The sequence below is a fragment of the Enterococcus viikkiensis genome (genome assembly GCF_005405345.1).
In the GTDB taxonomy this organism is placed as follows: Bacteria; Bacillota; Bacilli; order Lactobacillales; family Enterococcaceae; genus Enterococcus_A; species Enterococcus_A viikkiensis.
Genome location: NZ_BJDW01000002.1, coordinates 134,577 through 147,492, shown reverse-complemented (window position 1 = coordinate 147,492; position 12,916 = coordinate 134,577). Strand labels below are relative to the sequence as shown.

General features: G+C 40.5%; 12 protein-coding genes. All 12 read left to right on the top strand.

What is annotated here, in order from left to right; all coding sequences use genetic code 11:
• Positions 1 to 113: 113 nt before the first annotated feature.
• Positions 114 to 596 carry a MaoC family dehydratase gene (locus FFM67_RS02040; protein ID WP_137613010.1) on the top strand — a complete coding sequence of 161 codons (483 nt, stop codon included), beginning with the start codon at positions 114 to 116 and terminating at the stop codon, positions 594 to 596.
• Entirely contained in the window at positions 589 to 1,272 is a 684-nt protein-coding gene (locus FFM67_RS02035; RefSeq protein ID WP_137613065.1) for a Bax inhibitor-1/YccA family protein, read from the top strand. The genes FFM67_RS02040 and FFM67_RS02035 overlap by 8 nt, the downstream gene beginning before the upstream one ends.
• 195 nt (positions 1,273 to 1,467) lie before the next feature.
• Positions 1,468 to 4,107, top strand: coding sequence for a DNA polymerase I (polA, locus tag FFM67_RS02030; protein ID WP_137613009.1), 2,640 nt, complete (start codon positions 1,468 to 1,470; stop codon positions 4,105 to 4,107).
• A gap of 57 nt (positions 4,108 to 4,164) precedes the next feature.
• On the top strand, positions 4,165 to 4,998 hold the full coding sequence (gene mutM, locus FFM67_RS02025; protein ID WP_137613008.1) for a DNA-formamidopyrimidine glycosylase: 834 nt from the start codon (positions 4,165 to 4,167) through the stop codon (positions 4,996 to 4,998).
• Positions 4,965 to 5,600 carry a dephospho-CoA kinase gene (coaE, locus tag FFM67_RS02020; protein WP_174784452.1) on the top strand — a complete coding sequence of 212 codons (636 nt, stop codon included), beginning with the start codon at positions 4,965 to 4,967 and terminating at the stop codon, positions 5,598 to 5,600. The genes mutM and coaE overlap by 34 nt, the downstream gene beginning before the upstream one ends.
• Before the next feature lie 190 nt (positions 5,601 to 5,790).
• Positions 5,791 to 6,264 (top strand): transcriptional regulator NrdR, encoded by a 474-nt coding sequence (gene nrdR, locus FFM67_RS02015; protein WP_137613064.1) that lies wholly within the window; start codon positions 5,791 to 5,793, stop codon positions 6,262 to 6,264.
• Between the two features lie 13 nt (positions 6,265 to 6,277).
• Positions 6,278 to 7,588 (top strand): DnaD domain protein, encoded by a 1,311-nt coding sequence (locus FFM67_RS02010; RefSeq protein WP_137613006.1) that lies wholly within the window; start codon positions 6,278 to 6,280, stop codon positions 7,586 to 7,588.
• Entirely contained in the window at positions 7,588 to 8,514 is a 927-nt protein-coding gene (gene dnaI / locus FFM67_RS02005; protein WP_137613005.1) for a primosomal protein DnaI, read from the top strand. Before FFM67_RS02010 ends, dnaI begins: the two co-directional genes overlap by 1 nt.
• 116 nt (positions 8,515 to 8,630) lie before the next feature.
• On the top strand, positions 8,631 to 9,344 hold the full coding sequence (locus FFM67_RS02000; RefSeq protein ID WP_137613004.1) for a tRNA (adenine(22)-N(1))-methyltransferase: 714 nt from the start codon (positions 8,631 to 8,633) through the stop codon (positions 9,342 to 9,344).
• Positions 9,325 to 10,446 (top strand): Nif3-like dinuclear metal center hexameric protein, encoded by a 1,122-nt coding sequence (locus FFM67_RS01995; protein ID WP_371851557.1) that lies wholly within the window; start codon positions 9,325 to 9,327, stop codon positions 10,444 to 10,446. The genes FFM67_RS02000 and FFM67_RS01995 overlap by 20 nt, the downstream gene beginning before the upstream one ends.
• A 24-nt stretch (positions 10,447 to 10,470) precedes the next feature.
• Entirely contained in the window at positions 10,471 to 11,700 is a 1,230-nt protein-coding gene (pepT, locus tag FFM67_RS01990; protein ID WP_137613002.1) for a peptidase T, read from the top strand.
• 110 nt (positions 11,701 to 11,810) lie between these two features.
• Positions 11,811 to 12,845 (top strand): lysylphosphatidylglycerol synthase transmembrane domain-containing protein, encoded by a 1,035-nt coding sequence (locus tag FFM67_RS01985; RefSeq protein ID WP_137613001.1) that lies wholly within the window; start codon positions 11,811 to 11,813, stop codon positions 12,843 to 12,845.
• Positions 12,846 to 12,916 lie beyond the last annotated feature (71 nt).

Below are 12,916 nucleotides of genomic sequence, written 5' to 3'. Positions count from 1 at the left end.
CAGCTTTATTGCTGTTTCCAAAAAGAGTTTACGAAACTATTTAAGCCGAAGTAACCCGCTTGTGTTTTCCTTCTATTCTGCTAAAATATTGATTAGAACATATATCGGAGGGAATGAATTTGTATAATATGAAGGCTCGGAAAGTAGGCAAGACGATCGAAGAAATCGAAGAAGGTGACTCGTTATCGTTAACGGAATCAATCGAGGATAATCAGATTCTTTTATATCTTGGTTTGACAAATGACGCAAATCCTTTGTACATCCAACACGACTATGCGAAAGAAACTGAGTATGAGCAACCGCTTGTACCGTCAATCATGTTGATGGGGATCATTACAAGTGCGATTTCTAAACATTTACCGGGACCGGGTTCTCATGTAGTGAATTTTTCGATCAATTTTATTGATCCGGTATTTCATTATGAAACATTGACGTTTGAGTTTGAAGTCATCAAAGTCGATAAAATGAAAGATGTTGTGACAATCTCTGTTGAAGCTGTCGAATCGACGGACAATGAAGAAAAGCGCATTTTAGACGCGGTAGTGATGGTGAGACCGCCACAACCGCAAATAGGAGATGATCTAGATGATGAATAATCAAGAAACACGTGTAGGTGGGTTGAACCGCTTCTATGGAAAAATTTATGCCTTTCTAGCTTTAGGAATCGGAATTAGCGCAGTCATTTCCTATCTCGCATTAGGACCATGGATGCTACCGGTGGAGAAATTTATTAATAATTTTCCCTTAGGATTTTGGGGGATCTGGATTGCTGAGATCGCGTTAGTGATTTTTCTTGGTGTGAAGGCTCAAAAAAACCCTACATTAGCAATTAGCGGTTTTATCGTATATTCCGCATTGAATGGTTTAACGCTAGCAATTACTTTAGCGATGTATGACATTGGCACAGTGACTCAAGCCTTTGTGACCGCCTCAGCAACGTTCTTAGTGATGTCCCTCATTGGTTCATTTACGAAGCGAGATCTGTCAGGGCTTGGTCGAGCGGCATTAAGTTGTTTGTTTGGAATCATCATTGCGATGTTGTTAAACGTCTTTTTACTTCACAGTGGAGCGGTTGACTTCTTTATTTCAATTTTAATGGTAGTCGTGATGTCAGGAATTACTGCCTATGACAATCAAATGATCCGCAAAATTTATCAAGGAACTAATGGTGAAGCTGGTAATGGTGTGGCAGTCTTCATGGCTTTACAGCTATATTTAGACTTTATCAACCTATTCATTTCATTCCTTCGAATCTTTGGAAGCAGCAAATAGAGACGATTTCTCGTCTCTATTTTTTTCGTTTCATTGAATGACAATTAATTTGAAAAAAACTGGCGCATTCTTTTCTTTTCATAAGAGACTTTGTTAAAATGAAGGGCGAAGGAATTACAGAATAGTAGTCTAAACAATATCTAATTATTTTTTTATGAAAAATAAATCCACTAAAACGAAGTAGAGGTCGAGTATATGAGTGAAAAGAAATTATTACTAGTTGACGGAAACAGTGTAGCTTTCCGAGCTTTTTTTGCCTTGCATAATTCTTTGGAACGTTTCAAAAATAAAAATGGTCTTCACACGAATGCCATCTATGCATTTAACAATATGTTTGAAAATGTGATGGATCGTGAAAAACCAACCCATGTGTTAGTGGCTTTTGATGCGGGCAATACGACATTTCGAACAGCGATGTATTCAGATTATAAAGGTGGACGTTCAAAGACTCCAGGAGAATTTCGTGAGCAGATGCCGTATTTACGTGAGCTGTTAGTTGGGCTCGGCGTGAAACATTACGAATTAGATAATTACGAAGCAGATGATATCATCGGAACATTGGCGCATCGAGGGGAAGAAGCAGGCTTTGAAGTAGTCGTCTTATCTGGAGATCGAGATTTGACGCAATTAGCGACGGACAAAGTTAAAGTTGACATTACCGTCAAAGGCGTTAGTGAGATTGAATCTTACACGCCTGATCATGTGGCCGAAAAATATGATGGTTTAACTCCGAATCAAATCATCGATATGAAAGGTCTAGCCGGCGATACCTCGGATAACTATCCTGGTGTGACCAAAGTCGGAGAGAAGACTGCGATTAAATTATTGAAACAATTTGGCAGTGTCGAAGGGGTATACGAACATATCGATGAGCTGAAAAAAAGTAAAATGAAAGAAAATTTGATTAATGACAAGGATCAAGCGTTTCTTTCTAAAGAATTGGCCACCATCAAAGTGGATGCGCCAGTCGAAATTTCGATTGATGAACTGGTGTATAACGGAAAAGACTTGGATAAATTGATCCCGTTCTTCAAGGAAATGGATTTCAAAGGCTTTTTAAGTAAGCTGAATGTGGAAGAAGAGGACGTGGAGCTAGAAGATATTCATTTTGAAGTTGTTAATAGCTTCAATGAAGAGATGTTTGCGGCTGATTCCGCTTTGTATGTTGAGATGCTGGATGACAATTACCATCTATCTGACATTGTGGGAGTTGCTTGGGGCAATAAAGAGAAAATTTATGTGACGACTGAGTTGGAGCTTTTTGAAAATGCAGCGTTTAAGAATTGGTTAGCAAAAGCGGATGGAAAAAAAGTTTACGATGCGAAACGGACATATGTCGCGTTGAATCGGTATGTTGGCAAAACGGAAGGAATCAATTTTGATGTTCTCTTAGCAGCCTATTTGCTAGATACGAATGACAACAGCAATGACATCGCTGGCGTGGCTCAATATTATGGCTATACCGAGATTCAAACCGATGAGCAAGTTTACGGCAAAGGGGTTAAAAAGGGTTTGCCGGAGGACGAAGAGGTATTCTTCGGACACTTGGCTCGTAAGATCAAAGCGATTCAATTCCTTAGTGGAAAATTAGAAAAAGAATTAGAAGAAAAGCAGCAAGACAAATTGTTTTATCAAATGGAATTGCCCTTATCGCGAATTTTAGCTGAGATGGAGATTGCTGGAATTACCGTGGATGCGCAACGGTTGCAAAATATGCGAGGAGAATTCTCCAAACGACTGCAAGACATCGAAGAAAAAATCTATCAAGATGCCGGGGAAGAATTTAATATTAATTCACCGAAACAGCTGGGTGTGATTTTATTTGAGAAAATGCAACTACCTGTAATCAAGAAAACCAAGACGGGCTATTCGACGGCTGTCGATGTGTTAGAACAACTTCGGGAGCAAGCACCAATCGTGGAGCATATTTTGGATTATCGTCAGCTAGCAAAAATCCAATCGACCTATGTTGAAGGACTTTTGAAGGTGATTCAAAGCGATAATAAAATCCATACCCGCTACATCCAAACTTTGACTCAAACGGGCCGCTTAAGTTCAGTTGATCCGAATTTACAAAATATACCAATTCGCTTAGAAGAAGGTCGTAAAATTCGGCAAGCTTTTGTGCCACGAGCTGAAAACTGGTTAATTTATTCTTCCGATTATTCACAAATCGAATTACGTGTGTTGGCCCATATATCTGGGGATGAGCATCTGAAACAGGCTTTCCGAGATGGGATGGATATTCACACCAGTACCGCGATGCGGGTCTTTAATGTCTCAGAAGCTGAAGTTACGCCCAACATGCGACGCAATGCGAAAGCGGTGAATTTCGGAATTGTTTATGGTATCTCTGACTACGGGTTATCGCAAAACCTTGGCATTACTCGAAAGGCTGCCCAAGAATACATTGACACGTATTTTGAAAATTATCCAGACGTAAAACGTTATATGGAAGAAAGCGTTCGTGAAGCAAAAGATAAAGGGTATGCTGCAACACTGTATAATCGTCGTCGCTATTTACCAGACATCAATGCTCGGAATTTTAATTTGCGTTCTTTTGCGGAGCGGACCGCGATTAACACACCCATTCAAGGCAGTGCGGCAGATATTTTGAAGCTCGCAATGATTGAGATGGCGAAGCGTTTGGAAGCGGAAAAACTGCAAGCAACGATGCTGTTGCAAGTACACGATGAATTGGTCTTTGAAGTGCCAGAAAGTGAATTGGAGCAATTAGATCAATTAGTCAAAGAAGTGATGGAAAATACCGTCCAATTAGATGTGCCGTTGCTAACTGATAGCAATTGGGGCAAAACTTGGTACGAAGCAAAATAAGCGGAGGCTGGGAGAGATTCCAGCTTCTTCTTTTAATGATATCAGGGAGGAAAAGGAATGCCTGAATTACCAGAAGTGGAAACAGTTAGAAAAGGATTAATCTCTTTAGTTAAAGGCAAGACGATTGCAAAAGTCGATGTTTATTGGCCACGAATCATTGAAATGCCGGAAGTGGAAACATTCCAACAACAAATGATCGGTGAAACGATTGAAGACGTGGAGCGCCGTGGAAAATATTTGATTTTTCAATTATCCCATTACGAAATGGTGTCTCATTTGCGAATGGAAGGCAAGTACGAATACTTTTCAGTTGCAAAACCGTTAGATAAGCATAGCCATGTTCGCTTTATTTTTACCGATGGATCAGAATTAGTCTATCATGATGTCCGAAAATTTGGTCGGATCGCCTTATTAAAAAAAGGTGGTGCGAAGCAGTATAAAGGACTGCTACAGTTGGGACCAGAACCAACAGATGAAGAGTTTTCATTAGCGGATTTTAAAGAGCAGTTGAAAAAATCATCGACTATGATTAAGCCGTTATTGTTAAATCAAAAAGTTGTAGCAGGTTTAGGAAATATTTATGTGGATGAAGTATTGTGGTTAGCGAAAATCCATCCGGAACAACCGGCGAATTCTTTGAGCCCCCAAGCCGTAAAAAAATTACGGGAAGCCATCATCGAAGTCATTGCCAAAGCAAAGGAAGCTGGCGGAACAACAATAAGAACCTACTTGAATGCCTTAGGAGAAGCGGGACATTTTCAACAGGAGTTGCATGTCTACGGACAGACGGGAAAACCGTGCCCTCGCTGCGGAACGGCAATTATCAAAATAAAAGTCGCACAACGAGGAACGCATCTATGCCCTCACTGTCAGAAAGTAAAGAAGGTATAAAGATGAGCTATGTATTAGGAATAACCGGTGGTATCGCGAGTGGAAAATCAACCGTGGTAGAGGTCTTTCGTAAGGCGGGCTTTCCGATTGTCGATGGTGACGTTGTGGCGCGAGAGGTCGTTGAACCCAATACTGCTGGCTTAAAGGCGCTGACAACAACTTTTGGCTTGGAAATTTTACAAAAGGATGGTCAACTGGATCGAAAGAAACTAGGTCAAATTATTTTTTCGGATGAAAAGAAACGTCAGCAGCTGAATCAAATCCTAGATCCTTTTATCCGCAGCGCAATCAACCTGCAGGTGGAAGAAGCGAAAGGCCAATCAGCTCTAGTCATCGTCGATCTACCGCTGCTTTTTGAAGGACATTATGAAGGCTTGATGGATGCGATAGCCGTAGTTTATGTGACATCAGATATTCAATTACAGCGTCTCATGAACCGTGACGGCTATGATCAATCGGAAGCTTTAAACCGGATCAATAGTCAACTTTCGTTAGAAGAAAAGAAAAGTCGAGGAGATATTGTATTTGATAATTGCCAGTCAGTAGAAAAAACACAAGAACAAGTCAGAAAGTGGTTGAAAGAAAATAATTTTGTTTCTTAAAGTTTTCGGCGTCGTAGCGTTACGACGCTTTTTTTAGCTGGCTGGTTATGGTAAACTCATGTTATATAAAGGATTTTGCATTATTTATTAACCGCTTAAAGCAGTTTTCAGATAACAGAATAAATGATTCAGCAAATGGCTGATTACAAAGAATAAAATAGAAAAAAGAATGAAAGAGTGGGGTGAAGGGATGCGTTGTCCTAGATGTAATCATAATAATTCTCGAGTGATTGATAGCCGCCAAACTGACGACGGACGAGCGATTCGCCGACGCAGAGAATGTGAAAGCTGTGGCTTTCGTTTTACAACCTTTGAACGGATCGAAGCAGCACCGCTATTAGTAGTTAAACGCAATGGCGACCGGGAAGAATTTAGTCGCGATAAAATTTTACGGGGACTGATCCGTTCCGCTGAAAAAAGACCTGTGGCGATGGAACAAATGGAGCAAATCGTGGATCGAGTAGAAAACCGCGTTCGCAGTATGGGAGAAAATGAAGTCCTAACGAGCCAAATCGGAGAATTCGTCATGGAAGACTTAATGGACGTGGATGAGATTGCGTATATTCGCTTTGCGAGTGTGTACCGCCAGTTCAAGGATATGTCTGTCTTCTTGAAAGAATTACAAGAAATCGTCGATAAAGCGAAGACGCCGGACGAAGAATAGGGAGGCTTTTTTAGTGGCAGATGAACTTAAACCCAATACCTTTTATACGGTTTACGGTGAGCCACAATTGGATCAGAGTAAACAAAATGCGCTACTGTACCTCTATCAACCAATCATTGGTAGCAGTGCTTTAAGCCTATACTTAAATTTAGTCAGCGATTTAATGTTGGAAGGGAAAAGCCCTAGCCTGATGCACACTGATTTATTGGCGGCTCTTGATACAGGTTTAATGAACGTAGTCAAAGCCCGCCACAAACTAGAAGGCATTGGGCTGTTGGAGACGTATCAAAAGGAAGATCAAGAAATCGGTATGAACTTGCTTTATCAGCTGCGGGTACCCTTAGCACCTGATAAATTTTTTCAAGATCCATTGATGTCTTTTCTTTTGATGGATAAGGTAGGCAGCCGGCGGTATGAACGATTAGTCAATCGTTTCAAACCAGTAATCATGGATAAACAAAAGGCTCGAAATATCACAAAACGCTTTCGCGATATTTATCGACTCGATGAATCGGCTTTTGCCAGCCATAGTGATGTGTTAGACCAAACGGCGGAAAATTTTGCAGAAAAGGAAGACTTCGATTGGACACTGTTTACACAGCAATTGAAACGTTTCAATCTGTTTATCACCCTTGAGGAACGAGAGAAACTTCAGACATTTTATACGCTTTATGGTCTGAATGAATTGGATCTGGCTGAATACGTGGCAAAAGCATCGGCTGGTGAAAAAAAAGGCTTGAATTTTAATTATTTGCGTCAACTATTGAATAAAGAAAAGCGTCCAGTTATCACTGCTGTAAAATCAGTGGAACAAGAGCCGGCAGACAGTAGTGCTAATTTTTCTCAGCAAGAACGGGAAATTATTAATCAAAGTAAAAAAATTCCACCGGTGACCTTTTTACGCGCCATTAAACGGGAAAAAGGTGGTTATGAGACCAACACGGAAGTTCGGTTGCTAGAAGAATTGATTGGCCGTAATTTATTACCGAAAAGCGTCATTAATATTATTGTCAATTATATTTTAGTAATTCAAAATCAAGCGGTGATCAATGCGAATTATTTAAATGCAATCGCTAACGATTGGGCTCAAAAAAAGATTACGACTCCGGAAGCGGCAATTGCCCATGTTCGAGACAATAATCAAAAGCTGGTACGGAAAACACAGCCAAGCCGACCGAACTATCAAAAACGCGGAACTGGGCGTAAGGAAGCTTTACCGGAACACATTAAACAACCGCCGAAAGAAACTAAGCTTAGTCCTGAAAAAGAGGCGGAATTGAATCGCAAATTGGCGGAATATCTAAGTAAAGAAGGTGATGACTAGTGGAAGATGTAGGAAAAGAATTAAATCGCATCATTAAAAGTCGTGGTGTCGATGGTCGTTATCGTCAAATGATGGAAGAAGTCTTAGCTGATACGGATGTTCGCGATTTTATAGAAAACCATAAAGAGAAGCTATCGCAGGCAGACATCGAAAAATCTTTCGCCAAGCTCTATGAATTTGTACAAGAAAAGAAAAAATATTTAGCCGGCGATCCAAGCATGATTGCACCAGGCTATGAACCGCAGTTGAGCTTGAATTTCCACTTCATCGATGTGACGTATGTACCAACAGATGAGCTGTTACGACTGAAACGAGAAGAGGAGATTCGTAATCGAGTCAATTCTTTAGACATGCCCAAGGATATTCGCAAAGCCTCTATTCGCACCTTTGAAGTCACTTCCGGTCGCAGTGAGGCGTTAGAAGCGTCATTGGACTTCATTAATCAATACGAGAGCAGCCCCAAAGCCTTTCATAAGGCGCTATTCCTTGTTGGTGATTTTGGTGTAGGCAAAACCTATTTACTGGGTGCGGTGGCTCATGAATTGGCGGTCAAGGGATTTGAAACAACTTTACTGCATTTTCCAACCTTTGCTGGCGAAATGAAACAAGCAATCTCAAATGATAAGGTCGGCCCAAAATTGGATGAAGTCAAACGTTCGCCGATTTTAATGATTGATGATATCGGGGCAGATTCAATGAGCGCCTGGATTCGCGATGAAGTGTTAGGTGTTATTCTGCAGCATCGTATGCAAGAACAATTACCAACATTCTTTTCATCAAACTTCAATATGGATCAGCTGGAAAAACATTTATCCGTCACGCAACGCGGCGATGAAGAACCTTTGAAGGCAAAACGGATCATGGAGCGGATACGCTATCTGAGTCAAGAGATTTGGGTGATTGGCGAAAATCGCCGAAATGGTTAAAAAAAGAAATTTTTCTTAGAAAAAAACAAACGCCCTATTAAAAAGCGCTGTCATTCAGCTCTTTTTTAGGGCGCTTTTTTTAAGGAGTGTTATAATAAAGTTTAGGATGTGAAAAAATGAACGCGAAAGATTTATCAATTCGTCTACAAAAAGCAGCAGAATATGTCCCACAAGGCGCCCGCTTAGCCGACATAGGGTCGGATCACGCGTATTTGCCTGTGGCCTTGATGTTGCAAAATAAAATTTCTTATGGGATCGCCGGCGAAGTCGTGTTGGGACCCTTTAAATCTGCACAAAAGCAAGTCGCAAAAAATGGTTTAGAAAAGAAGATCGATGTTCGCCTAGCCGATGGATTAGAAGCAGTTGAATTGGCGGATGAAATTTCTGCTATAACAATTTGCGGTATGGGGGGCGTATTGATTCGCGATATCTTGCAGCGAGGCAAAGAAAAAAATCGGTTGTCTGGCAAGGAACGCTTAATCCTACAACCAAACGTTGGTGAGCAGCAATTGCGTCATTGGTTAGTCGCTGAGGGTTATAAAATTACCGAGGAAGCAATCGTTGCTGAAAATCATAAAATCTATGAAGTTCTAGCGGCGGAAAAAGCCTCATCCATACCGAAGTATACAGAGAAAGAACTTTTTTTCGGGCCCATTTTGTTACAAGAGCACAGTCCGATTTTTATCGAAAAATGGCAACACAAATTAGCAAAAAGTGAAAGAATCTTAGCTAGCCTGCATCAAAGCGGCCAAGATGTGGTAGATAAGATTCAAGCAGTCAGTCAAGAAATCGAATGGATCAAGGAGGTACTTGCAGATGCAGGGAAATGAATTTATCCAACGCTTCAATAAGTATTGTCCAGAATGGTTAGCAGAAGATGGCGATCCGGTTGGTTTGCATATCGGCACCTTGAATAAAGAAGTCAAACGGATCATGATGAGCTTGGACGTTCGTCCCAATGTTGTAGCCGAAGCCATCGAAAAAAAGATTGACTTATTGATCGTCAAGCATCCGCCGATTTTTCGTCCAGTGTCACGATTGACAACAGAGGATGTACAAACGAAGATGTACGCAGATTTGATCAAGCATGATATCGCAGTTTTTGCAGCGCATACCAATATGGACATTATTCATAATGGGTTGAATGATTGGTTTTGCGAACTGTTGGGGGTTGTTGATACCAATTATCTGATCCATACCCATACGGTTAAAATGAAAAAATTAGCTGTCTACGTCCCTCAAGCTGATGCAAAGAAACTACGAGCGGCTTTGGCTGAAGCCGGTGCTGGCCAGCAGGGCAATTACCAAGGAACTTCTTTTACCGTGAATGGTACAGGACGTTTCACGCCCAATGAGCAAGCAAATCCAACAATCGGCGCTGCTAATACACCGGAACAAGTGCAAGAAAGTAAGATCGAAGTGATTTTCCCAGAGATGAAGCAAGTAACCGTAGTGGCAGCAATGCTTGCGGCTCATCCTTACGAGGAGCCAGCTTATGATATTTATTCACTTGATAATTTGGCTGAAAACTTCGGCATTGGCCGAGTTGGAGAATTAAAAGCGGCTATGCCTACTGAAGCGTTTATCGCGAAAGTGAAGCAAGTTTTTAATTTGGAAGGATTACGAGTCGTTTATCCTCATCAATCAAAAGAAAGTATCAAACGTGTAGCCATCTGCGGCGGTAGCGGTGAGAAATTTTATCGTGATGCGCTAGCAGCGAAGGCGGACGTTTATATTACCGGAGACGTGTATTACCACACTGCCCACGATATGCAAGAAACAGGGATGCTTGTGATTGATCCGGGACATTATATCGAGTCACTCTGTAAAGAAAAAATGGTGGCTCTGTTTAACCAATGGAAAAATGAAGAAGACTGGAACGTCGATTTCTTTGTGTCTGAGACGTCTACCAATCCCTTTTCATTTAAATAAAATAGCATTAAAGGAGAGAGTAAGATGTACGAAAATTTATTACCACGTTTTTTACACTATGTAAAAACAGAAACTCGTTCTGATGCGACAAGCACCACAACACCTTCAACCCAAACTCAGGTAGCTTTTGCTCACGAGCTGATGAAAGAGCTTGAAGAAATCGGTATGAAAGAGATTACCTACAATGAAAAGAACGGCTATGTGATCGCTACTTTGCCAAGCAATACTGACAAAGAGGCACGGACGATCGGTTTTATCTCTCACATGGATACTGCTGACTTTAACGCTGAAGGCGTGAATCCACAAATTGTTGAAAAATATGATGGCGAATCAACGATTAAATTAGACGCTGACGGAAAATATACATTGAATGTCAAAGATTTTCCTAACTTAAAAAATTATAAAGATCAAACATTGATCACAACTGACGGCTCTACATTACTTGGTTCAGATGACAAATCAGGGATCGCTGAGATCATGACAGCGATGGAATATTTGATTAACCATCCAGAAATCAAACATGGAGAAGTTCGTGTCGGCTTCGGTCCCGATGAAGAAATCGGAATCGGCGCAGACAAGTTTGACGTGAAAGAATTCAATACTGATTTTGCCTACACAATGGATGGCGGCCCAATCGGTGAATTACAATATGAAACCTTCAGTGCTGCTCAAGCTGAAATCACGATGCACGGTAAAAATGTTCACCCAGGAACAGCGAAAAATACGATGATTAACGCATTGCAAATGGCGATTGATTTCCATAATCAATTACCAGAAGGCGACCGTCCTGAAAAAACGGATGGCCGTGAAGGATTCTTCCATTTATTAGCGTTAGACGGCAATGTAGAAGAAGCGAAGATGACTTACATTATTCGTGACCATGATCATGATAAATTCGAAGAACGTAAACAAATGATTACTGATCTTCAAAATAAAATGAATAGCCAATTCGATCAAGAACGTGTTGAAATTAATATGTACGACCAATACTACAACATGGGCGAAATTATCAAAAAAGATATGAGCGTAATCGAACTTGCGAAGGGCGCGATGGAAGAAGTAGGTATCACTCCAATCATCGAACCAATTCGTGGTGGGACTGATGGCTCTAAAATCTCATTCATGGGAATTCCTACACCAAATATTTTTGCCGGTGCTGAAAATATGCACGGACGCTTTGAGTTTGTGTCATTACAAACAATGGAAAAAGCCGTTGACGTGATTGTTAAGATCGTTGAGAACAACGGAAAATAATCTTTTTGATATTGAGAGAAAAAGCTTTGAGCTTATGCTTAAAGCTTTTTCTTTTTTTGCGTGTTTCTTTATGGTAGGCTAGAACAATAAATAGAAATTGAGGCTGAGAAATGAAATCTTCCATAAATCGAAAGCTGATTCTAAATATTTTGTTGTTTGTCGTGATGATTGGGATCATTGTTTTCGTAATTCGCGATTCTTTAGGTGAAATATTTACAGAATTAGGAAAAACATCTTTACCGGTGCTATTAGGTGTGACTGCTTTTGGACTGATTAGTCAAATTATTGAAGGCTATACAATCAAGACGATCGCCGGTGAGTTTCAACCGAAATTCACGATTCTGGATGGTTTTTTTGCTTCAGCGTATTCGACTTTTTATCGCGTGGTTACCTTTGGCACCGGATCAATCTTTTCCGAGGTGATCTATTACCACAAAAAAGGGCTAAAATATTCCGAAGGTACGGGAACTAGCGCCCTGCGGATGATTACTTATAAAATCGCCTTGATGGTTTGGGCGTTAGTTTTTTTAATGGTGAAGAGCGATGCGATCCAAGCGCATATTTCCAACGGTATTTTTTTAGTGTTTGCAGGAATTGGCGTGACTTTATTAATTATTTCCACCTTGCTGATCTTAAGTTTGAATATCAATGCACAAGTATTTTTTGTAATTATTTGTAATCGTTTCTTAAAGCGGCAAAAATTACGAGATGGTGTTGATCGACTAAACGCACAAATTTATTCTCTGCGAGGAGCGATTAAAACGTTTATTCGTGATCGAAGGGCAGTGCTGCGAGTTATTTGTTCTAATATGGGGAAATTAGTCGTTTGGTATTTGCTACCGTATTTTATCTTAGTCCAAGATTATCCTGAGATCGATTTTTTCCTGACCGTCGCTTTGATCAGTTTCACAGTTATTCTTGGTGGCGTTTTACCGGCTCCTGGGGGCATAGGGGGCTTTGAATTTGTTTATGTATTATTATTTAGAAATGTCGTTGGTAGAGTTGATGCCGTGTCCTCCTTGCTATTATATCGATACGCGACCTATCTACTGCCGTTTCTAATCGGAATGATCTACGTCCTATTTAACAAGCAAAAGCAAATCAATCATGAAATCAAAGAAGCAAAAAAGGAAGCCGATAACTGATTCTCGGCTTCCTTTTTTTATGATTAAAAACGGTGGCTTTGTAAACAAACTAAAATTTTCTCGAAGGGAGT

Bases quoted from the DNA above. Each gene is read 5' to 3' on its own strand.
- FFM67_RS02040 (WP_137613010.1), top strand. From the start codon at position 114: ATGAATTTGTATAATATGAAGGCTCGGAAAGTAGGCAAGACGATCGAA.
- FFM67_RS02035 (WP_137613065.1), top strand. From the start codon at position 589: ATGAATAATCAAGAAACACGTGTAGGTGGGTTGAACCGCTTCTATGGA.
- polA (WP_137613009.1), top strand. From the start codon at position 1,468: ATGAGTGAAAAGAAATTATTACTAGTTGACGGAAACAGTGTAGCTTTC.
- mutM (WP_137613008.1), top strand. From the start codon at position 4,165: ATGCCTGAATTACCAGAAGTGGAAACAGTTAGAAAAGGATTAATCTCT.
- coaE (WP_174784452.1), top strand. From the start codon at position 4,965: ATGCCCTCACTGTCAGAAAGTAAAGAAGGTATAAAGATGAGCTATGTA.
- nrdR (WP_137613064.1), top strand. From the start codon at position 5,791: ATGCGTTGTCCTAGATGTAATCATAATAATTCTCGAGTGATTGATAGC.
- FFM67_RS02000 (WP_137613004.1), top strand. From the start codon at position 8,631: ATGAACGCGAAAGATTTATCAATTCGTCTACAAAAAGCAGCAGAATAT.
- pepT (WP_137613002.1), top strand. From the start codon at position 10,471: ATGTACGAAAATTTATTACCACGTTTTTTACACTATGTAAAAACAGAA.
- FFM67_RS01985 (WP_137613001.1), top strand. From the start codon at position 11,811: ATGAAATCTTCCATAAATCGAAAGCTGATTCTAAATATTTTGTTGTTT.